At 71.9% G+C, this 23,169-nt stretch carries 9 protein-coding genes; 5 read left to right on the top strand and 4 right to left on the bottom strand.

The window, feature by feature from the left end:
• Positions 1-5: 5 nt before the first annotated feature.
• Positions 6-1,442 (bottom strand): type VII secretion protein EccB, encoded by a 1,437-nt coding sequence (gene eccB, locus EDC02_RS10220; RefSeq protein ID WP_123601732.1) that lies wholly within the window; start codon positions 1,440-1,442, stop codon positions 6-8.
• 3 nt (positions 1,443-1,445) lie between these two features.
• Complete coding sequence (gene eccD, locus EDC02_RS10215; protein WP_158632120.1) at positions 1,446-2,801, bottom strand: type VII secretion integral membrane protein EccD; 1,356 nt, start codon at positions 2,799-2,801, stop codon at positions 1,446-1,448.
• Between the two features lie 214 nt (positions 2,802-3,015).
• On the opposite strand from eccD, the gene eccCa reads away from it, so the two are divergent.
• Positions 3,016-6,945, top strand: a complete 3,930-nt coding sequence (gene eccCa / locus EDC02_RS10210; RefSeq protein WP_199757832.1) for a type VII secretion protein EccCa — start codon at positions 3,016-3,018, stop codon at positions 6,943-6,945.
• Positions 6,946-6,988: 43 nt separating this feature from the next.
• On the opposite strand, the gene EDC02_RS10205 is transcribed toward eccCa, so the two are convergent.
• Complete coding sequence (locus EDC02_RS10205) at positions 6,989-10,261, bottom strand: right-handed parallel beta-helix repeat-containing protein (RefSeq protein ID WP_123601729.1); 3,273 nt, start codon at positions 10,259-10,261, stop codon at positions 6,989-6,991.
• 258 nt (positions 10,262-10,519) lie between these two features.
• On the opposite strand from EDC02_RS10205, the gene EDC02_RS10200 reads away from it, so the two are divergent.
• The 4 genes from EDC02_RS10200 (at position 10,520) to EDC02_RS10185 (ending at position 20,531) form a co-directional block, all read left to right on the top strand.
• Positions 10,520-10,813 (top strand): hypothetical protein, encoded by a 294-nt coding sequence (locus EDC02_RS10200; RefSeq protein ID WP_148083391.1) that lies wholly within the window; start codon positions 10,520-10,522, stop codon positions 10,811-10,813.
• Entirely contained in the window at positions 10,813-11,235 is a 423-nt protein-coding gene (locus EDC02_RS10195) for a YbaB/EbfC family nucleoid-associated protein (RefSeq protein WP_123601727.1), read from the top strand. Before EDC02_RS10200 ends, EDC02_RS10195 begins: the two co-directional genes overlap by 1 nt.
• A 111-nt stretch (positions 11,236-11,346) precedes the next feature.
• Positions 11,347-11,658 (top strand): hypothetical protein, encoded by a 312-nt coding sequence (locus EDC02_RS10190; protein WP_123601726.1) that lies wholly within the window; start codon positions 11,347-11,349, stop codon positions 11,656-11,658.
• Positions 11,659-11,681: 23 nt separating this feature from the next.
• Entirely contained in the window at positions 11,682-20,531 is an 8,850-nt protein-coding gene (locus EDC02_RS10185; RefSeq protein ID WP_123601725.1) for a hypothetical protein, read from the top strand.
• Here the strand turns inward: EDC02_RS10185 and EDC02_RS10180 are convergent.
• Positions 20,515-23,049, bottom strand: coding sequence for a hypothetical protein (locus tag EDC02_RS10180; protein ID WP_123601724.1), 2,535 nt, complete (start codon positions 23,047-23,049; stop codon positions 20,515-20,517). The two genes, EDC02_RS10185 and EDC02_RS10180, sit on opposite strands and share 17 nt — an antisense overlap.
• Between the last annotated feature and the right edge of the window lie 120 nt (positions 23,050-23,169).

Genomic DNA, 23,169 nt, shown 5'->3' with positions numbered 1-23,169 from the left:
GCGGCTCAGCCGCAGTCGGGTCGGCGCGGCGCGGCGGGTGTGCCGCCGTCGCGGTACGCCTGCGGATCCAGTAGCGGGCCGGTCGGCAGCAGATCGGCCAGGGCCGCCGGCAGCCGTCCCACCTGGACTCCCCGGTAGCCCAACTCGCCGGCCGGGCCGTCGGCACCCAACGGGTACCGTACGCCGTTGTCGGCCACCAGGTACCAGTCGGCCGTCGGGGCGGTCTGCAGCAGCACTCCGGTGTCTCCGCGTACCGCCACCTGGTCCACCTGGCCGCACCCCGGCACCACGCCGGCCGGCAGCGTGCCACCGCTCGGGACGCCACCCGAGGCGGCCGGCAGCGGTTCCGCGGTGACCAGGGTCAGCGTCGGCTGCTCCTGATCGGCCGACACGCTCGCACACAGATCGACACCGACCAGGTCGATCAGCGCGGGCGGAGCCGGCGGCAGCGCGTCGATCCGGGTGCCCAGCGGAGCAGCCGAACGGTGGTCGGCGACGTCGCTCGCGCCGAGCGACACCAACTCCGGGGTGGCCCCGTCGTACGCCTGCTCCTGGGTACGGGCGTCACCGATCAGCAGCGCCAGCACCGTCGGGGTCAACTGCGCCAGGCCGTCGGCGGTGAGCAGGTACGCCGTGCCGCCCGGCCCGCTGAACAGTTGGCCGACGCGGGTGTCCCGGCCGGCCAGCGTCGGCCCGGCGGACCCCCGGCCGGGCACGTCCGGTGGTGTCAGGTCGGGTCCGGCCGGCAACAGCCGCAGGAACTCGGCAGGTACCGGACGAGTCGCTGCGGCACCGTACCCCAACGCCTCCCGGGCGCCGCTGTCCGAGTCGATCAGGTGCCGGGTCTCACCGACCAGCAGATGGACGCTGCCGTCCGGGGCGCTGACCAGCGCCGCGTCACCGCCGAGCGGCTCGACCGCCCGCGTCGCGGCGATCTCCAGGGTGAACCGCGGCGCGGCATCGTCTCCTGGACCGGTGCGACCCGCACAGGCCAGCCAGGGCGCCACGCTCAACCCGGCGGCGTCCGGCAACCGCTCCGGCACGCCGACCACTCCCAGCGGTACGCCGCGAGGGGTGCCGGCCAGCGCCGCGCCGCCGACCGTCACCACCGACGGCTGGTTGCCCAGCAGCAGTTGCAGACTCGTCAGGTTCGCCACCGGATGCAGCACGCCGTTGGCGTACAGGTACCGGGCCCCGGTGTCGAGGTCGACCACGACCGCGCCGTTGACCCGCCAGTTGACCTCGCGGGCCGGCGGGAACAGGACGGTCACGATGGTGACCAGCACCGCCACGATGAACGCGATGGCCAGACCGCCGGCCATGCCGCGCAGCGACCGCCCGGTGGGCTGGTCCGGGTGGTCCGGTGCCGAGCGCAGCAACGCCGCCGACAGCCGGCTCATCATGAACATGTGCGCCTGGACCTGGTCGCGCCGGGACTGCACCGGTCAGCCCATCACGCTGCGGATCAGGCCGTACAGGCCGAGCACCTGGAGCATCAGCGGCACCGTCACCGCGGCCGCCACGGTGTGCGCCAGGTCCGCCGCCCGTCCCCAGTACGGCACGAACCGTCGGCCGGGAACGTAGTGGCTGGCCACGACGAGCCCAGCCGAGACGGCGAGCAGGACGCCGACGATCACCAGGAAACCGACCTGGCCGGTCCGCGCCACCAGGTCGAGCAGGATCAGCACCACCGCACCGCTGCCCGGTACGACGGCGGCCAGCCGCTGCCAGCGGGCCCGCAGCACCAGGGCGTGCAGCAGCAGCCGCAGCGTGAGCACCGCGGTGAGGGTGAACGTCCACCAGCCGTCCTGCCCGGCCAGCACGAACAGGCAGGCGCCGGCCACCGTGCCGCTGGCCAGGTACAGCCAGTTGAGGAACACGTCGGCGCGGGCCGTGCGTCGCCGGACACCGGTGTCCGGCAACGGGTCGACCTCGTCGGCCAACTGGCCGGCGTCGGTCGGCAGCATCGGCATCCGCAGCCCGGACAGCCGGAACGCGGTGGCCGGCAGCAGCGAGTCGACCACCACCGTGGTCACGGCGACGATCGCCGCCGCACCTGCGGCGGTGGCGCCGACCAGCAGGGTGACCCCGCCGAGCGCCGCCAGGGTGCCCGCCAGGCACCCGGCGGCGAACACCGGCGCGGTACGGGATCCGACGGCCGGCACCGCGACCAGTGCCGCCGCCACCACCGACAGTCCGGCCAGCAGCAGGGCGGCCCCGGTACCCGGCGCGAAGACGGTGACCCCGACCGCGACGTACGCCGTACCGCCGCAGGCCAGCACGCCGGCCGCCGCCGGATGCACCCGGGCCCGGGCCACCGCGGCGGCCACGCCGAGCCCGATCACGCCGACGGCCAGCGTCGCGAACGTCCCCGGCCGGCCTGCCCCGGCCAGCAGGACCAGCAGCAGCACGAGCGCGCCGCCCAACCAGGCCAGCAGCAGCGCCCTGGTCCACGCCGGCCGCCAGGTGTCGGGGCGGTCGGCCATGGTGGTCTCCACCCCGTCGACCATGTCGTCGAAGTGCACCGCCGGGATCTCGGCGTAGTACGGCCGCAGGTGCAGCTGTTCGCCGTCGACCAGGCCGGCCTGGCGCAGGGTCTGCTCCCCGTCGAGCCGGCTGCCGTCGAGCCGCTGCAGCGCCCAACCGCCGTGCGGGATGCCCGCCTCGGCGAGGTCCTCGCCGCCCAGGCGCACCACGGCCGGCAGCACCTCGGCGACCACCACGTCGGTCGGCACCGCCAACTCGACCCGCCCCGAGGGCACCACGACGACCAGTCGGCACAGGGTGTCGACGTCTGCCACCAGAGGTAGGCCTTTCCGTGAACCGTGCCGGTATCACACTGGATAGTGCCACGGTCGCGGCATTGTCCAACCGGTCCATCGGAGACTGGGTGGATCCCCAGACAATCGTGGCCTTCTGGCCTGCCGGCGGGTCGCGGCGCAGGATGGCGCGGTGAGCACGCTGCTGATCCGACGGCCGCCGCGGCCACCAGGACCGGAAGCCGTCGAGGGTGACATGACCCTCCAGGAGCCACCGGAGCTTCCCGAGCCGGTCAGCGGCCTGTCACAGATGCTGAGCTACCTGCCGATGGCGCTCGCCTCACTCGGCATGGTGATCATCTTCCTGCGGCCGGTGGGCGGCGGCGGTGCCGGCCTGACCGTGTTCGCGGTGGGCCTGATCCTGATCGCCGCCCTGGCCATGGTGCTGAGCCAGGTGGTCCGGACCGCACGCGACCGGAAACGACAGCTGCACGGCGAACGGCGCGACTACCTCAGCTACCTGAGCCGGATCCGCCGGCAGGTGCGAGCCGCCGTGATCAGCCACCATCGGGCCCAGCAGTGGCGCCACCCGGATCCGCAGGCGCTGCCGAACTTCGTCGGCACCTCCCGGATGTGGGAACGTCGACCGAGTCACGACGACTTCACCGAGGTCCGGGTGGCCACCGGTGTGCAGCCACTCGGGCTGCGCTTCCACCCGCTGCACACCAAACCGGTGGAGAACCTCGAACCGTTGTCCGCCCACGCGCTGCGACGCTTCGTCGAGGCGTACCGCACCGTGCCGGACCAGCCGATCACCGTGACGCTCGCCCGCTACGCCCGGGTGCTGCTGCACGGCGACCGGCCCACCGCCGTGGCGCTCGTGCGGGCCCTGCTCGCCGAACTGGCGGTGTTCCACGGGCCGGAGGAGGCCCGGATCGTCGTCGTCGCCGACGGCGCGGTGCGCCAACGGTGGGAGTGGGTCAAGTGGCTGCCACACGCTCTGCACCCGGCCGACGACGACGGTGCCGGCCCGGTCCGGCTGTTCACCGACCGGGTGGCCGACCTGGAACGTCTGCTCGGTGAGGAGTTCGCCGCCCGAGGCGGGTTCACCGCCGAAGCGGTCGCCAGTGTCGACGAGCCGTACGTCGTCGTTCTGCTCGACGGCGTCGAGGTACCCGACAACCACCGGATCCGGTACGACGGGTACCGCAACGTCACGGTGCTGGACCTGGTCGGCGCGTTGCCGTGGCGCACCGGAGCACAGACGCTCTGGCTGCGGATCTCTGCGCAGCAGGTCGAATCCGTCACCGCCGCCCCCGACCAGTCCGAACGGGTGACCGTGCTGGGCCGCCCGACCCGGCTCGGCCCGGCGACCGCCACCGCGCTCGCCACCGCGCTCGCCCCGCTGCGACTCAGCGGAGGGCTGGACGGCGGGGAGGCGCTGACCGCCGACGTCGAACTGACCTCCATGCTCGGCATCGCCGACCTGAACCGGCACGAGCCGGCGCAGCTGTGGCGGCTCTGGCCGGCCGAACGCCGGCTGCGGGTCCCGATCGGGGTGTCCGCCGACGGGCGCGCCGTCGAACTCGACATCAAGGAGTCCGCACGCGGCGGGATGGGCCCGCACGGGCTGCTGATCGGCGCCACCGGGTCCGGCAAGTCGGAGCTGCTGCGCACCCTGGTGCTCGGGCTGGCGTTGACCCACTCGTCGGAGGAGCTCAACTTCATCCTGGTCGACTTCAAAGGCGGGGCGACGTTCCTCGGGCTGGACCAGTTGCCGCACACCTCGGCGGTGATCACCAACCTCGCCGATGAGGAGGCGCTGGTCGGCCGGATGGAGGACGCCCTCAACGGCGAGATCGTCCGCCGCCAGGAGGTGCTGCGCCGGGTCGGGGTGACCTCCGCCGCCGACTACGCGGCCCGCCGCGCCCGTACCGACCCGGCACTCGCCCCGCTGCCCAGCCTGTTCGTGGTGGTCGACGAGTTCAGCGAGCTGCTCGCCGCGCACCGGGACTTCATCGACCTGTTCGTCATGATCGGCCGGCTCGGTCGCAGCCTCGGCGTGCACCTGCTGCTGGCCTCGCAGCGGCTCGACGAGGGCCGGGTGCACCAGCTCGAGTCGCACCTGTCGTACCGGATCGGTCTGCGGACCTTCTCCGCGATGGAGAGTCGTGGCGTCCTCGGCGTGCCGGACGCGTACGAGCTGCCGTCGCAGCCGGGCAACGGGTTCCTCAAGACCGATGTGACGACGATGGTGCGGTTCAAGGCGGCCTACGTCTCGGGCCGGTACCGGCCGGCCCGTCGTTCCGACCCGGGAGCCGGCGTCGCGACCGGGGTGCTGCCCTACCGCAGCGGCTGGGTCGACCCGCCCGGCGCCGACCAACCACCGCCGACAGAACCTGATTCCGGCGAGTCCGGCACCGACGACGAGGCGCCGTCGTTGCTGGAGACCGCGTTGGACCGGCTCCGCGACAGCGGTCCGCCGGCGCACCAGGTGTGGCTGCCGCCGTTGGGTGACCCGCCGTCCCTCGACGACCTGCTGCCGGCGTTGACCACCGACCCGGCGCGCGGGCTGACCTGGCGCCGCCGCCCGGATCCGGCCCAGCTGTCCGTCCCGGTCGGGGTCGTGGACCGCCCCTTCGACCAGCGACGGGACCTGCTCACCGTCGACCTCGCCGGGGCCGGGGGACATGTCGGCGTCGCCGGCGGGCCGCAGAGCGGCAAGAGCACCCTGCTCCGTACGCTGATCATGAGCCTGGCCCTGTCGCACACCCCGGACGAGGTCCAGATCTACTGCCTGGATTTCGGCGGCGGCCTGCTCTCCGGCGTCGCCCGACTGCCGCACGTCGGCGGGGTCGCCGGTCGGCTCGACAGTGAGCGGATCAGCCGTACCATCGCGGAGGTCCTAGAGGTGATGAGCCGCCGGGAGCGGCTGTTCGCCACCGCCGGAGTGGACTCGATGGTCGACTTCCGCCGCCGGCGCGCCGCCGGCGAGTTCCCGGACGAGGCGCACGGTGACGTGTTCCTGGTCGTCGACGGATGGGCCACCGTCCGGCACGACCTGATCGACCTCACCCCGGCGTTCACCAGCATCGTGTCCCGTGGGCTGAGCTACGGCGTGCACCTGGTCGTGGCGGCGGCCCGGTGGGGTGAGATCTCCACCAACCTGCGGGACCTGCTCGGCACCCGGCTCGAACTGCGGCTCGGCGACGCCGTCGACTCGATGGTCAACATGCGGGTCGCGCAGACCGTGCCGAAGATCCCCGGCCGGGGCATCACCGAGACCAAACTGCACTTCCTGACCGCGCTGCCGCGGCTGTCGCATCTGGTCCGCGACGCCGGTGACCCGGGTGACGGGGTGGCCGCCACCGTCGACGCGGTCCACGCGGCCTGGCCGGGCCGGCGGGCCCCGGCGGTACGGATGCTGCCGGTGGTGCTCACCGCCGACCGGCTGCCGGCGGCGGACGGGTCGCTGCGGGTGCCGCTCGGCTGGGAGGGGCAGACCCTGGGGGTGCAGTGGCACGACTTCGAGGAGAACCCGCACCTGGTCGTCGCCGGTGACGCCGAGACCGGCAAGACGAATCTGCTCAGGCTGGTCACCGCAGCCGTCGTGGCCCGGTACCGCCCGGACGAGGCCCGGGTGATGGCGGTCGACGTGCGACGCGGCCTCTACGACGCCATCCCCACCGAGCACCAGCTCGGCTACGGCGTGTCGGCGTCCGGGATCAAGCAGATGGTCGAGTCGGTGGCCCGGGCGATGCGCCAGCGACTGCCCGACTCCAGCATCACCCCGGCTCAACTGCGTCGCCGTGACTGGTGGCAGGGCCCGGAACTCTACCTCGTGGTCGACGACTACGACATGGTGTCCAACTCGTCCGGGGCCAACCCGTTCGGCCCGTTGCTGGAGTTCCTGGCCCAGGGCACGGAGCTGGGCCTGCACCTGGTGGTGGCGCGCAGCGCAAACGGCCTGTCCCGGGCCATGATGGACCCGCTGCTGCGGACCTTGATGGAGGTCAACAGCCCGGCCCTGCTGCTGTCCTGCCCACCGGCCGAAGGGATGCTGTTCAACAACGTCCGGCCCCGGGTGCTGCCGACCGGCCGGGCGCAGCACATCACCCGGCGGCGGGTGACCGAGGTGCAGACGGCACTCATCGAGCCCGACCCGCCGACGGACCCGGTCGGCTGACCGGGCCCGATCCACCGGGCCCGGCAGCCAGCGCCGGGCCCGCTCAGCCGACGCCGACGCGTTGCGGAAGGTCGTCGGGCAGCAGCAGCCGCAGCTCGTCGACGCTGGCCCCGGGCCGGGCGAGCAGCCGGCCGGCCTGCCGGGTCACCATGGCCTGCAGCAGCGTCCGCGCGTACCGGGCGTTGCCGAACGTCTCGGTCCGGGGTACGGCGGCGAAGTGCTCCCGCAGCGCCGACACGGTCCGCGGATCGCACTCGTACCCGTCGGCGGCCGCAGCCTGTTCGACGATGGCCACCAACTCGTCGTCCGAGTAGCTGTCGAAGGTGATGGTCCGGCTGAACCGGGACGCCAGCCCGGGGTTCGATGCCAGGAACTGACGCATCTGCGTCGAGTAGCCGGCGGCGATCACCACGACGTCGTCGCGGTGGTCCTCCATCAGCTTCAGCAGCGTGTCGACCGCCTCCTGACCGAAGTCGGCGATCGCGCCGCCGGCCGAGGTCAGGGTGTACGCCTCGTCGATGAACAGCACCCCGCCCCGGGCGCGTTCGAACGCCTCCTGGGTCAGCTGCGCGGTCTGACCGATGTAGCGACCCACGATGTCCGCCCGGGCGACCTCGATCAGCTGCCCGGTCCGCAACAACCCGAGTGAGGTCAGCAGCTCCCCGTAGAGTCGCGCCACGGTCGTCTTGCCGGTCCCGGGTGGCCCGGCGAACACCAGATGGTTGTCGATCGACATCGCGGGCAGCCCGGCGGCGCGGCGCATCCGGGCCGCCGCCAGCAGGTTGACCAGATCCTCGACGGCGTCCTTCACCCCCTGCAGACCGGTCATGCCACGCAGCCGCTCGACCGGGCCGGGCGCGTCCGCCGGGTCCGGCCCGGCGGTGTGCTGCTCGCCGACGTCGGGCGGCAGCAGCGTGGTCAGCTCGTCGCCGTCCACGTCGGGCTGGGCGGCGAGCCTGCCGGCCTGCCGGTCCACCATCTCCTCGAAGGTCTGCCGGGCGGTCCGACCGTTGCCGAACGTCCGGTCCCGCGGCATCCGGTCGAAGTGGGCGGTGAGCGCCTCGGCGGTGCCCGGCCCGAGCCGGTAGCGGTGCTGTTCGGCGAGTCGGCCGACGATCGTCACCATCTCGTCGCTGGTGTAGTCGTCGAAGGTGATGGTCCGGCTGAACCGCGACGCCAGCCCGGGGTTGGACGCGGCGAACCGGCGCATGTCGTCGGAGTAGCCGGCGGCGATCACCACGACCTCGTCGCGGTGGTCCTCCATCAGCTTGACCAGGGTGTCGACCGCCTCCCGACCGAAGTCGTGCCCGCCGGTGGACTCCTGCGCGGTCAACGTGTACGCCTCGTCGATGAACAGCACCCCGCCGAGCGCGGCGGTGAACACCTCGGTGGTCTTGATCGCCGTGCCGCCGATCACCTGCGCGACGAGATCGCCCCGGCCGACCTCGACCAGGTGCCCGCTGCGCAGCACACCGAGCTCGGCGAGGATGCCACCGTAGAGCCGGGCGACGGTGGTCTTGCCGGTGCCCGGGGGGCCGGCGAAGATCACGTGCCGGCTGGTCGGTGGCACCGGCAGACCGGCGGCCCGCCGCCGCTGGGCCATCCGGTTCAGGTCCACGAGGCTGGTCAGCTGCCGTTTCACCGTCGGCAGCCCCACCATGGCCTGCAACTGCCGCAGCGGACTGTCGCCCGGGCCGGAGTCCGCTGGGAGCCCGTCGGGGCCGGTGGCAGCGGCCGACTCGTTGTCGCGGTCCACCACGTTGTCGGCGCTGACCCGGGCGGCGCCGACGCCTTCGCGCAGGCCGGCACCCCGGTTGCCGGTCAGCTGGCAGTCGGTCAACGTCACCGGCTCGGCGCTGTCGACCCGGACACCGTCGCCGCTGTTCTCACTTACCGTGCAGCCGGTGAGTGACACCCGGGCCGCGCCGGCGACCTGTACACCGTGCCGACGGTTACGCAGGCTGCGACTCCGGTCGGCGACCAGCTGCCCCTGCTCGTCGGCGAGCATCCCGTGCCCGCCGGCTCCGGTGGACTCGCAGTCGGTCACGGTCACCCGGGCCCGTCCCGCGACGGACACGCCGTTGTGGGCCACGTTGCGGACGGTCACCGCGGTCAGCCGGGGGTGCGCCGAGCCGGTGACCCGTACTCCATCGTCCCCGGTGTCGGCGATCTCACCGCCCTCGATCCGGCCCTGACCGCCGCCCTCGATCAGCAGACCCGGACCGTCGGTCCCGGTCAGTCGACAGTCGCGCAGCAGCGGGGTCGCCGAGTCGTCGACCCGTACCGCCGCCCCGGTGCCCTGGTCGACGGTCAACCGGTGCAACTGCGGGTTGGCCCGCTCGAGCACCGCGACGCCGCAGCCGCCGGACCGCCGTACGGTCAGGTCGGTCAGCACCGGCCCGGCGGCGCCCTTCACGAACAGCCCGTCCAGTCGTGCCTCGGTGACCTCACACCGGTTGAAGGTGCCCCGGGCCTGCTCGACCACGCAGATGCCGTGACCGCCGGGACGGTCCATCCGCAGCCCGTCCACGACCGGGTCGGAGACGTCACCGAGGACCATGCCGTGGCTACGGGTGTCGCTGATCTGGCAGTCGGTCAGCGTCACCCGGGACTTGCTCGTCACGTAGACACCGATGTCGGTGTCCCGGACGGCAGTCCGCCGGATCCGCGTGGTGCACTGCTGTTCGAGAGCGATCGCCGGTTTGTCGGTCGCCGACACCTCGCAGTCCTCGATCAACCCCCGGCCCTGCCCGTTGGCGCAGATGCCGTTGCCGCGGGCGTCGCGCAGCACGCACCGGCGGACCACCGGATCGCCGCGTTCGGCGATCACCAGCGCCGACGTGCCGACGTGCTCGACGACGCAGTCCTCCAGCACACTGCCTGCGCCGGAGGTGTCGACCACCCCGGCGCCTTCCGGGTTGACCACCCGGCAGCCGCGCATCGCCACCGCGCCCTGGTTGGCGGCCAGCACCGCCGTCCAGCCGGCGCCGACGACCTCGCAGTCGTCCGTCTCCACCTGACCGCGCAGGACTTCCAGGGTGGCGCTCTCGGCATCCTGTCCCTGCAGGACCAGGCCGGACAGCTTGACGGCCTCGCCGAGCACCCGGACCACCGGGCCGGTGCGGGTGGTGATCCGCACCGAACCACGTCCGTCGGCGGCGACGATGGTGACCACGGTCGTGATGGACAGCCGCTCGTCGTACTGACCCGCGGCGACCGTGATCAACGCGCCGGCGTGGGCGGCGCGGAGAGCGTCGGTGATCGTGCGGTGGCCCCCGGGGCGGGACGGGTCGACCGTCAACACCTGGCGCGTCACGCGGGCATCGCCGTCCCGTCACGTTGTCGTGGACCGGACGCCTTATGGTGGCCCCGACGCCGCGGACCGTACCTGGAATATCGTTTCGCGCACCAGGATACCGGCGGGTGCGGCGGGCTCCACGACAGCGGGCACAAGCCTGGGGTGGTCACTAGAGTTCGCGGTCCGGATGTCGCCCGACGCTGGCCTCGCCGCCTGGGTACGCCGTAGTGTCCGGGCCTGAGGCGACCAGCCGGTCTGTTCACCGAAGGAGTGGCCGTGGCCGACATCCACCTGAACCACCCGGGCCTCAGTCAGGCCATCGACGACATGGTGCAGGCGACGACTCAGATGCGTAACGCCATGCAGCAGCTCATGCAGGGTCTGACCCCGTTCGAGCAGACCTTCGCCGCCGACGGCTCCCGCCCCCAGTGGGACGCGTTCAAGGTCGCCGTCTCGCAGGCCGACGCCCAGATGCAGAACTCGTTCGGCAAGGGTGCGCTCGCGCTGGGCGACATGCAGAACATCCACATCGACTCGGATCGTCGCGGCACCAACATCCTGGGCGGCTGATGACCTCCGCGTGGGAGGCCCGGATCGAACAGGGCATGGCAGAGGTCCGTCGCTACCAGGAGGACCTGGCCCGGATGCAGCGGTCGTTACTGGAGCGCAACGCTTCGGTCACCACTGCCGACCGGGCGATCACCGTGGTGGTGGGTGCGCAGGGCGATGTGCAGGACATCGAGTTCCACGGCGCCGCGTACCGGTCGATGGCCGGCCCCGACCTGGCCAAGGCGATCCTCGGCGCCTACCGGCAGGCCCGGGAGAAGATGGCGGCCGAAACCGATCAGGTGGTGCGGTCGTTCGTCGAACGCGGAACCGGCATCCGGGACACCATGGTCGGTGACAACCCGCTGGAGGAGTTGCTCGGCCCGATCCGCCGCGCCGCCCGCGCCGCCGGCGGACTCGACGCCGACCCCCGGGGTCGGAACTAGGGAGATGCCCACTGGCGCCGCTGGTAGGTGATCTGTCACGTTGACCGTGCAGAGTTGCCGCAGCGCTGCCGGCCGGGCGTCCGGTGGCCCGATGTCGGTCGGGGGAGTCGCGTGTCTGAGCTGGTGGTTCCTTCGGACCTGCGGAACCGGTTCGCGCGGTTCGGCCAGGCCGAGCAGGTCCTGGCGCGGCTCGGCGACACGATCGAGCAGATCCACGAGCTCAACCTCGCCGGCGCGGGCAACACCGGCGACGAGATCGCCCAGACCTACCGCTCCAAGGTCGATGGACCGACCGACAACCTGAAGGTCCTCGTCAAACAGGTCCGTGGCGTGCTGCTGATGACCGACGAGAACGGCCAGCAGGTGAGCAACATCTTCGACCAGGGCGAGGTGGACGCCGGCGGCGCAGGTCGCCGGTGGTGAGTTCACCACCAGCGGGGTGACCGGTGGCGATCCAGCCCTCGGACGAGGTCAACAACCTGTTCATGGTCCTCACCGGCTCCCGGATGCCGGACATCAACGAGGACATCCTGCGGACCGTTGAGGACCTCTACCTCGAGGTCGCCGGCGATCTCGGTGAGCTGCAGGGCCACGTCGAGTTCCTGGTGGCCGGCGTCCGCCGGTCCTTCGACGGGCAGGCCGCCGAAGCCTTCGCCATGCACATGGAACAGTTTGTCTCCGGCGACATCTCCGTGCTGGAGGGCGCGGCCGAGCAGGCACGTGCGCTGGCGGCGTTCGCCAGCGAGGTCGCCACCGAAGCCGAGTACATGAAGCTCATGATCATCGCCGAGTTGATCGTGCTGCTCGTCGAGATCGCGATCGCCGCAGCGATGGCCTACTTCAGCTTCGGGCTGTCCACCGCCCTGCTACCGGTCAAGTTCGCCATCACCCGGATGCTGATCCGCCTGGGCATCCAACGGCTGATCCTGCGGATCACCTCGTCGCCGCTGTTCAAGACCGTCGTCAACACCCCCTGGTTCAAGTCCTTCATCAACTCGCCCTGGTTCAAGACTGTCACCCAGGGAGTGTTCATCTACGGCCCGATCGACGGCGTCATCGAGACCGGCATGTCGTACGGCGTGCAGGACTACCAGATCAAGAAGGGCAACCGCGGGGGCTTCAACGACAAGCACGGCGCGTCGTCATTCGTCAGCGGCTACTTCTCCGGCCTGTTCCAGCACGTCATCACCGACAGCCTGCTGCGCAAGTTCCTGCCACCACCGCGACTGGGTCGCGACGGCCCAGGGGGATTCGACCTCGACCCGCCGGGCGGCGGGCCGCGACCCGGCATCGGCGGACTCGGCGAGAAGGTCCCGCCGCCGGTGAAACGGGACGGGGCCAGTGGTCCTGATGGCTCAGGTCCAAGACCCGGACCGGGCCCGACCGGCGGACCTGGTCCGGGCCCGCGTACCGGCGGCGGACCATCACCGGTACGTCACCTGCGGCTACCGATCATCCTGACGTCGGTGGCCGTTGGAACGGCGATCGGCGAGACCCTCGGCGAGGTGATCTCCGGGGCGGCTGTCTACGGCAGGGTCGACATCGACCCGGGAATGCCCGGGCTCGCGGCGACCGCCGCGGTCCTGCAGAGCATCACCGAAATCAAGGTCGCGCAGCCGCTCGGCAACTGGCTCGGCCAGTTGACCTTCGGCCCGGTGCCGGTCGTCGGAGGCGGCACCACCGGCCCGCCGCCTGGCGGGACGTCGCAGCCGCCGCCCCCGCCGCCGTCCGGCCAGAGTCCGGTGGCCGACGAGAAGAGCGCAGGCGAGGTGCCCGGCCCTGGCCCGGTGGGGGAGCGGACACCTGACCGGCCCGATCGCCCGAGCCTGATCAACGGATCCGATCACCGCCCCGAGCCGGGGCCATCCGCGTCGGCGGGAGCGCCCCGGCCGCCAGTGGTCGGCCCCGCCACGATTCCGGACCCCCTGGCGCCTTCCGTACCGCCGCCGTCTCCAGGCCCGGTACCGCCGCCGGCGCCGCTCGTCACCGCTGGGCCGGCCGTCCCGAACGCTGCGTCAGCAGTACCTCCGGGTGGTTCGTACGAGCCGCCCGCTGATCAGGCGGCCCAGGCCCTGGTACGAGCCGACCCGGTTCGGCACGGGGCCGACGTGTCAGACCAGCCGACGGTCACCCCACCGGAGCCGCCACCATCCCCGGTGGTCACACCGGTGACGCCACCACCGCTCCCGGGTGACGCCGCCTGGACGTCAGCCAGGGACAACGCGAGCGTCGGGGTGCGCGCGCACTCCTGGGGCGATCCGGTCCACCGGTTCGGCCCCGACGGTGAGCAGCAGCTGGTCGTACGGTCCGGCTTCGACGCGCGGCGGGTGTTCCACGACGGTCAATGGTTCACCGATCTCGAAGTCCGGGTGTGGATCGACGACAGCACCGGGGCGGGGCCGGCCGGCGTCGACGCTGTCCACGACCGACTCGCCTCCGGTGTGCGCGAGCACCTGAACAGTCCCGGCCATCAGTTGGGCAACGGCGACCGCCTGCATGTCACCGTGCTGCGCGCCGACTCACCGGACAGCGCACACCTGACGGTGAACCTGGTCGACCGGGACCAGGAGATGCACCAGTACTCGTGGTGGGCCGACGCGCAGGCGGAGTACTACACCCACGAACTCGCTCACCAACTGGGCCTGCGTGATGACAGGTCCGGCAGCGGGTCGATCCCCGGTAGCCTGCTCGGCGACTTCACCGCGCCCAAGCCCACCGGCGACGACGTGGCGACGCCGGCCGACAAGTGGCACCTGTGGCGCGACGGTGGCCTGCGGCAGCGCCATCTGGATCTGCTGGACGTCCTTATCGGGCCGGTCGGCGAGGACGGCGGCTATCACGGCGTGGACCGGCCGGTCCGGCCCGCCGCCGACGAGTACGCGCCACGTGCGCCGAAGCAGCCGCCGGCCGCTGCGAACCGTCCGCCGACCACGTCGCAGGCTCCCACCCCGGTCGACCGCCCGACGGCCGCCGGACAGCGCGGGATCGAACTCGACGATCCGGCCGGTCGTCCGCGCCCGGTGGACCAGCGGACCATGACGACCGACGCGCCGGAATCCGAGCCCGACTCGGATGGTGAGACCAGCGAGGACGACGACTCCGACCACGAGGCCAGCGACGACGGCGACACGGTCCGTCCGCAGGTACGCCGGCCACCGGTCATGTCGGGCGCGCTACCGCCCCACGTCGAAGATTCGGACGCGTCCGAAGCCGACGACGAGTGGAGTGAGGGCGACGAAATCGGTAGCGGAGCGGGGAGTCCGTCCGAGAGGTCGGATGACTTCCCGGATGACCTGGACCTGCCGGCGTTGTTCGCGGAGCCGCCTGCGGAGCCGCCCGCCGAGGAGCCGGATGACTTTCCGGATGACCTGGACCTGCCGGAACTGTTCGCCGAGCCACCCGCTCTGCCCTGGTACACCCAGTTCGACGGTGCGCTCGGCCAGATGTACGCCTACCAGGCAGGACCCCCACCCGGCCAGCGGCCGGAGGACGTCGTCGGCCGACTTCTGCATGACCTTGTGTCCGGTCCGACATCCGCCATCTTTTCGGCCGGCCAGCGGGACGCGATCCGCCGGGCGGTCCGCGCCGCGCTGATCGACCTGTATACCGCGCCCCCGTTGCCGCCCACGCCGACGGATGGGCCGGCGGACAACACCCCGGACCCGTTCATCGACGAGCGATACAGCGAGTTCCTCGAGAAGTGGGACCGGGTCCTCGCGCAGGGGATCACCGTACAGGCCGGTGACCGGCTTGTCTGGATCCGGCCGGTCATCGACAACGGCCGGCCACACCAGCGGACCCGGACCGGACCGGCCCCGTACAAGGTGGTCTTCGGTTCGGGGTCGACGAACACCTCGCGCGGTGGCGGGGTCGACCGAGGAATACCCGCGCCGATGGATCTGATGCTGGTTGGGCTCAGTGGCTTCGCCAGACGGATCAGCCGGCTGATGTTCAATTTCCCGTTCAAGCTCGAAGGAGGGTTCGACACGTCCAGTACGGAGAACCGAACCCTGGTCGCCGGGCGGCAGATGTTCGTCAAGAACCGGCAGATGTTCGACGTCGGCCTGCGGTTCGACGTCTACGCCGACGGCCGACAGTTCGGCTCCACCGGCACCGCGCCACCCGAACGGAGCGGACTGACGGTCGTGGTGCCCGAGCAGTACGCCAGACGGGACAACGGGTGGCCGGGGGCACGCGAGACCACCCCGGCGCCGCAGCAGTTGGAGCGGCAGCGAGTCACCCGGGCCAGGCCGGTACTCAACGCCATCGGTCTGACCACACTCGTCATCCAGTGGCACCGGCAGCTCGCCAGGAGCCGGTTGACACCGCAGCAGCGGGTCGCTGTCGCCGAAGCCGGCACCCGCCAGCTGCTCAACGAACGCAGTCTGATCAACCGCAGCACGCATCTGCTGTCAAACGGGGTCCGCACCGACGCGCTGTCCGTCGGCGGACTCACCGGCAACCTGAGCCTCACCATCACACCCACCAAGATTCAGTACATCGGTTCAGCTCCCGGCGTCGAGGTGCGCGACGACATGAGTGTCGTGCTCAGCCAGAGCGACGAAGCGACTGCCACCAGCGGACTGGCGTTCGACCCGTCGTTCACGGCGATCGGCATGGTCGACCCGGGCACCGACACGATCGGGCGGACCGGCCAACGGGCCACCGGGACGCTCGGTGTCGACTTGAAGGTCTCCGGCGGGGAGAGCCTGGCCCTGGACCTCAGCACCGACGTGTCCAATCATGTCGTGCTGGTCCGCCGATCCGATCAGGCACGCTACCTCGTCCACTACCGGGTCGCGTTGCACACCGAACTGGACGGCCAGCGGCTCGCTTCCGTCTCACTGAGCGATGTGCCGGCCGAACTGGGCGTGGCCGAACCCGAGCGGGCGAGCTTCGAACGGGCGATCGCCGGTAGCGCGCTGTCCCGGGGCGTCACGCGGTGGACGCGCACCGGGCCGGGGCCACTGGAACCGTTCCAGTACCGCCCTCGGCAGAATCTGGACCGGCTGCTCGGCGTCTCGCCGCCGGGCAACCCGCGGCAGCCGACCCCGCCGCCGTCGCAGCCGCGAGCCCGGCCGGCGGTTCCCGTACCGCACTACCGGGGTAGGAGGATCGCTGCCCCGACGGCGGGTGAGCCGCTCGCGCTGGCGACTCGGCGCGGTACCGGCTGGGGGGTGCCGGTGTCGCTACCGAGGTCCGAAGTGGTGGTCCTCACCATCGAGCGGGCGCTGCCGCTGATCGCCGGGGTGCAACGGCTGGACCGGGACACCGCTCAGACGATCGTTCAGCGGCTGGGCCGTCCATCGCTGGAGGCCGACCTCAACCGCCACCTGGCTGGTGACCCGTTCACCGTCACCGTCGGCGGCAAGGACTACGACATCATGCTGACGGTCTACCTGGAGGAGCATCGCGACAGCAGCCAGTACCCGATGAGCGTCAACACCCGGACGATCGTCGCGCACGGCCACTCCGGGACGATCGCCGACGATGCGAGCGTCGCCGTCGCGTTCAGCGGAGGTCCGGTGATCCCGGTCGCCAAGGCGGGCCGGGTCGCGCTGCCGTTCAGCGTGGAGAAGGGCCGCTCGGCGGGGCACAACGACGACCGGTCGGTGTCGGTCGAGTCGTACCGCCGGACGGAGACCACCGGTGACGTCATCGACAACGGCTACGGTGTGGCCTACGTGCTGGTGATCCGCGAGTCGAAGGTCGGCGCGCAACGTCACACCTGGGTCTTCGGCTCGGAGGCCGGCATCGTCACTCCGGTCGAGCACATCCCGGACACCCCGCTGACCCTCGACCAGGTCCGCAGAGCGAACACCCTGACCTCCGGCGCCGCCGTCCTGGCGCAGTGGTCGGCGATGCGCGAGGACATCGACTCGGTCGACTTCGTGCGTTTCGACCTGTACGGCGTCAACGCGGTCGAGACCGCCTTCGTGACGATGCCGGAGCTGGTCGCGCTGGCAGCCGACCTCTACCGGCAGACCACCGGTCAGTCCCAGGAGTGGTTCGACGATCCGTTGAACTGGCCACGCGAGCTGTGGCAGATCGGTATCCCGAACCACCTCAACGCCCACTTCGCCGAGCTGACCGACGGGCGCGGCTGGATCGTCTCGCTGGACAACGGCATCACCTCCCACATGGTGCTGATCATCCGGGCCCGGGTGGTACCGCCGGGTACTGGCCGTGTCTCCGGGACGGTCGAGATCGAGCACTACCTCAAGCGCGTAGGCAAGCACGAACTGGGCGCCGAGAAGGGTTCCTCCAACAAGGTGGGGTTCGCGCCGAGCGGCAGCTACCTGGCCCCCAACCCCAGCGGTGGGGACGAGGCCGCGATCGGCCGGGCCGACGTCGAGATCGCCGGTGTCGGCCGGAAGTGGTCCACCGGCGAGGAGAACGCCGAAAGCGCCGGCAGCGCCGACATCAGCCGTGCCACGTACGGCGGCGACCAAGGGATCTTCCAGGGCGACGTCCTGATCGAGGCGTCGATCGTGGAGTGGAACGACCTGAAGGACCTCTTCCAGCCCGACCGGCCGGACCAGCCGACCACCACCACCCACACCGGCTACCTCAAGGTGCCGCGTGGACTCGACTTCATGATGCCGGTCGAGATCGCCGACGAACTGAGCCTGCCACTGCCCGCGCGGCCAACCGATCCGGCGACCCCCGCGACCGGTAGCGACCCGCCGGCTCCGGTGACCGGCACTGACGCGCCGGCTCCCGCGACCGGCGTCGATCCGGCGACGGCGCCCGCGGCACCCGTCGCGATCTACTCGGATCCGGATCTCGCGCAGGCTCTTGGCCACCCGGAACGGCTACAGGCCGGCCCCGTTCTGACGTTCATCGAAGAAACCATGCGCACGAAAGGGCTGATCCCGGCAGGCAACCGCCACACCCTGCTGCGCCGTGCGGTGCGTGCCCAGTTCGCGTCGATGCCGTTGGAGAACCAGTGGACCGCGCTCGTCGGATCCGGCGTGCGGGGGCTGTTCGTCGTGCCGAGTCCGTTGCGCAACCTGCGGATGATGCTGATCGAGGTGACCGGTCGCTTCGCCGGTGCGCCGACGGCGAGCGGCAGCCGGCACGACGTCGACCTGCTGTTGCGGGGCGAGGCGTTGGACGGGTCCTCCCGGTCAGAGAACCAGGGCGACGAGTGGACCTGGACCGTCGTCAAGATCAAGGGTTACGGCAAGCCCACCGACGCCACCGACGCCGGTGCCTCCGGTGGTCTGGCCTACTCCCGCGAGCACGAGTCGGACCTCGGGGTCACCCAGGACGACAAGGACATTTTCCGGGTCGGTGTCAAGGGCGGAGCCACCCAGTTCATCCAGCCGATGGAGTTCGAGGTACGGATCGGACTGACCAACCACAAGCCGTACTGGATGCAGCTGATCTCCGCGACGCTGCGCGAGACGTTCTTCCTCACCACCTCACTGCGTGACGGCGGCGAACAGTGGGCTCGGCAGATCTGGTTCGACAACCGACTTGGCGAATGGGACTGGGAAAGCGCCACCGCGGCCCCGCTCACCGGCACGGCGAAGCTGCTGGTTCCGACGTACCTTGCCGAGACCGCCGACCAGCGGGGGCGGTGGGTCTCCTCGGCCGCGCAGCGACCTGCCGGGTTCCCCGCCGCGCCGCCGGTGCACTGGGGCACCCCGCCGGCGAGCCGTCCGCAGGCGAACCGGGACCTGCTCGCGGACCAGTCCCTGCACCCCTGGACGTTGGTGAAGGTCGCCCAACTGGTGCGCGCGTTCGCCGGTCTGACCACCCTGCCGGCACAACTCTCGCCGACGTCGGTGATCAACGGCCGGGTTCCGGGCCTGCCGTGGCACAGCGTGGTCGCTCTGGCGCTCGGCGACCACGCCGACGGGTCGACGATGCGGTCCCGGGTGTGGGATCTACTCGACGACGGGTACCGAATCCCCGGAACCGACATCACCGTCAATATTGACATTCGGGCCGTCCAGTACTACGAGTCGTCGACCGGTGAGCCGCTCACCGTCCGGAAGAAAGGCCGCAGGTACGGGCAGAAGGAGGCGTCGCCCAGCGCCGGGACCAGCAGCGGGTCCAGGACCACGGTGACGCTGGGGCCGTCCGGCCGGGGTGACGTCGCAAAGGGGGTACGGCTCGGCACGGACGCCCCATTCACCGTCGAGCAGTCCCGGGAGGCTGGTGGCGAGCTGTCGATCGGGGACGTCTCCGAGCGCAACGTCGAGTCGGTGCGTAGCTACTACCAGTACCGCTACGACGTCACCGTCTACGTGTCCGGCCCGGCCGGCACGCTCGTCATCGACGTCCCGGACGGCTTCCTGGCCATGTCGGCGAACCCGCCGGCGCGTCTGCCCGCGCACATTCCGCTGCCGCCGGGCAGCGACATCACAGCCGACGCGGAGTCGAGCAGCAGCTCGGGCACGGCAGAGGCCGGGTACGAGGCTGATTCCGGCAGCGACTCCGAATCCGACTCGGACGAAGACTCGGAGTCGGATGACGCACCGGTGGGTGATCCCCGAGTGAGCGCCGCGTCGGACCCGGAGGCCGGGGTCGACTCGTCCGAGGACGAGTCGTCGTCCGAGTCCGATTCGGACGCGGCGTCCGATGTCACCGTCAAGCCCCGCAGGGCGGGGCCGTCGGCGGCCCGTGGTGGGACCCCGTCCCTGCCGTCCGCTCACCCCCCGCCCATGGCGGCCGACGTGGACCCGCAGCACGATCCGATCTTCGCCGCGCTGACCCCGTCGTCCGAGTCGGTGACAGCGCCGCCGACGCCGGTCGATGCCTCGCAGCCGACCACCGGGGAAGCGGAACTGACCAGGGCCTCGGACCGGCACTGGTACCTCGACGGGCAGCAGGTGCTCGGCCACCGGCTGACCGGCGACCGGACGGGACTCGCGCTGCTCGACGAGGCGGACCTGGTCCGGTTGTCGCCGGTCGACCTGCTGTCCCCGGGTGAGATACCGGCGGCGGTCGTACGCGGCGCCGGCGACCAGATCCTGGCCCCGGTGCAGGACGCCGACGGCCGGACCCGGCAGGTGCCGGTGACGCCGGGCCAGTTGGCGATGATGACCGCCCCGCTGACCAACCTGTCCGGCACCGTGGCGTTGATCATCGGCGACGTCACTGCCGCAAACAGCGGTTTCGTGTCGGCCTATGCGAGCGCTATGGGCGTCGAAGTCCTGGTGCTGGCGGTCGCACCACGCGGTGGATCGCCGACCGGGCCGCCGCAGGTGCCGGTGCCGCCGCCCGAGCAGTCATCAGCTGATTCACCATGGCGGTTGTTCGCTCCGGTCAGCCGGTCTGGGTGAGCAGGGTCGCCAGCGGCAGTTCGACCCGCCGGGCCCGCAGCACCCACCGGTCACCTTCCGCGTCGTACACCCGGGTCACCGTTGCCCGGTCGTAGTTGCGCGGCGGCAACAGCCACTCCACACCAGCGGCGTTGAGCCGCACCAGCCGGGTCCGTACGGTGGCCAACGCTGCGATCCGGGCGGCGCTGGCCGCCACGTCCACGGCCTGCCCCGGTTCGATGCGCAACTGCACGAGCCGTGCCGGCGCACCCGGGACGTCCGGCCGGGCATCGCGCAACGCGACGTGGTCGTCGTCCGGTGCGCCGGTCGCCGGGAGCAGGGCGTACGCCGTACTGCCGCGCCGGCCGGCAGGCCATCGGACCACCTCGTTGGGTAGGCCGTCGACGCCGTGCCGCGCGCCGGTGCAGCGCAGCAGCAACGGGGTCGGCGCGAGCTCCGACTGTGCCTGCCACTCGCCAGGGCCGGTCGGTGTCCAGCCCTGCGTCACCTGGACCCGGTCCAACCAGCCGGCCGGCAACAGGTAGCTGTCCACCCCGCGGATCAGGTGGCGGACGTCGGCGGGTGCGGTGTCGTCGAGCCCGGTCGTCGCCACCGCCCCGCCCGGGGCGACCGACAACCGCAGCACCACCGCGCCGGGATGGGTGGAGCGGAGCCGGTCGGGGTCGAGTTGGCCGACGACGAACAGTTCCGCGGTGGGCAGCCCGTCCGCAGCGATCCGGGCGGCGGGCAGGCCAACGGGGACGTACAGCTCGAACGGCTCCGCGTTCACCGTGGGCCGCTCCGGCAACCAGGTCACGCCGTGTCCCCGGCTGCCCCGGGCGGCGGGAACCATCGACGGACGCTGGCCGGCTGGCGGCAGGTCGCCGACCGGCGGGTCGGTGGCGGTTCGGTCCCGGCCGGCCGGCGTCGGCGCTGGTACCAGCGCCGACGCCGGTGCGGGCACCAGCCAGCCGTCGTGGCTGCGCCACCGTCCGGACACGGTGACCAGATCGGTGGCACCGGGAGCGGCCGGCGCAATCCGGCACCACCGGGCCGGCTCGCCGGCGGTCCGCAGCGACCGCGGCTGACCCTGCACCACGGCCAGCCGCGCCCCCGGCTCCGGCACCCAGATCTCGGCGGGAACCTGGTCGGCGAGGGCTGTCACGTGGGCCCGCAGGTGGCCGAAACGCTCCGGCGGCACCGAGATCAACAGCGCCAGGTCCTGGCCGGTCCAGCCGGCTCGACGCAGCAGCGCCTGCAGCTCCCGCGGCCCGAGGGCGAGCAGCCCGCCGTCGCCGTGGCGGGCCGCCAACCGTCCGTCGTCCAGGACCGCCAGCTCGACCCGGAACTGTCCGTCGCGTCGCTGGACCGTCTTCCAGCGGCGCAACGCGGCCTGCCGGGCCTCGGAGGCCACGCTGACCAGTTCGGCACCGCTGGCCGCCGGTGCCGGCGGCTCGTCGCCGGCCATGTCGGCGTCCGACCCGCCCGCGTCCATGGTGCCGCCGACCGGCACGAGCCGTCCGTCGCGGTCGGACCAGAACCGGTCCGGGTGTTCCGGACCGGGCGGTCGGAACGCCTGCCAGCCGCGCAGATGGCCGTCGCGGTCACGGATGGCGAGGTCACGGACCCCGTCGAGGAGCACGACCCGGCTGCCGGTCGGCGGTGCCCAGACCGTGGCTCCGACCCGTCCCGCCAGTTCGGTCAGGTACGCCGTGAGGCCGGCGGTGACCTCGGCGCCGAGGTCGGGGTACAGGACCCGGTCCGCCGGGTCGACGCGCGGGCCCGCCGGGTCGCTGATCCGGCCCGCCGGATCGCCGCCGACGGGGGAGTCCTGCTCGGAAGCCGGTTGATGGTCTGGCACCTGTGGCCAGACCCGCAGGTCGCCGCCGTACAGCGGGACGGCGGCCAGCGCCGCGGCCAGGTCGGTGCCGGAGGCCACGGTGCGCATGCCGTCGTGACGGCACAGCAGCGGCGCGTCGCCGTCGACGCTGAACGCGATGGTGGCCAGCCCGGGATGTCCACCGCCGAGCCGGGCGGCGGCGGCCCGGGCGACCGGGAACGCCTCGCGGGTGGTGAACGACAGACCCCGGGGCAGTGGCAGCGTGGCCCAGCCTCGACGGTGCCGGACCCGACCACCGTCGAGGCCGTACCAACCGGGCAGGCTGGTCGACATGGACGGTGGCTGGACGAGCAGCCAGTCGACGACGGCACCGGTCGTCCGGTCCACCGGGGTCGGTTCGTCGGCGTCCGTCGTCGGTCGGCTCGGGACCGCGCCGGCCGGGACCATCAGCACGTCCCGACCGAGTCGGTCGGCGAGCGCCAGCAGCATGGCGGTGTGCCGGGCGCCGTCCGGTACCAGGACCTGCACGTCACGACCTTCGCCGCCGGCCCGCACGATGATCTGGGCGAGTTCCCCGGCGGTGAGCGCGGTCTGTGGTCTGTCCGGTTCGGCCAGTCCGCCTCCTGCGGTGGTCGTCAAGGTGATCCGGTGCGGGGCGACGCCGTGCGTCGACGGTGAGGTGGGAGGTACCCGGGTCATGTCGGTCAATCCGTACCACTGCGGGCCCGCGTGCGGGAGACGTCGTCGGTTAACAATCCATGTCGAGGTGGGATCCTCCTGACGCGGGCTGAGGGATCGGACACTTTGCCTTGCCGCATC

This window comes from Micromonospora sp. Llam0, from assembly GCF_003751085.1.
In the GTDB taxonomy this organism is placed as follows: domain Bacteria; phylum Actinomycetota; class Actinomycetes; order Mycobacteriales; family Micromonosporaceae; genus Micromonospora_E.
Note: the sequence above shows the minus strand (reverse complement) of the source record. Positions and strands in the feature narration are given on the sequence as shown.

What these genes read in the sequence shown, in the direction of transcription:
- eccCa (WP_199757832.1), top strand. Translation starts at nt 3,016, where the DNA reads ATGACCCTCCAGGAGCCACCGGAGCTTCCCGAGCCGGTCAGCGGCCTG.
- EDC02_RS10195 (WP_123601727.1), top strand. Translation starts at nt 10,813, where the DNA reads ATGACCTCCGCGTGGGAGGCCCGGATCGAACAGGGCATGGCAGAGGTC.
- EDC02_RS10180 (WP_123601724.1), bottom strand. Translation starts at nt 23,049, where the DNA reads ATGACCCGGGTACCTCCCACCTCACCGTCGACGCACGGCGTCGCCCCG.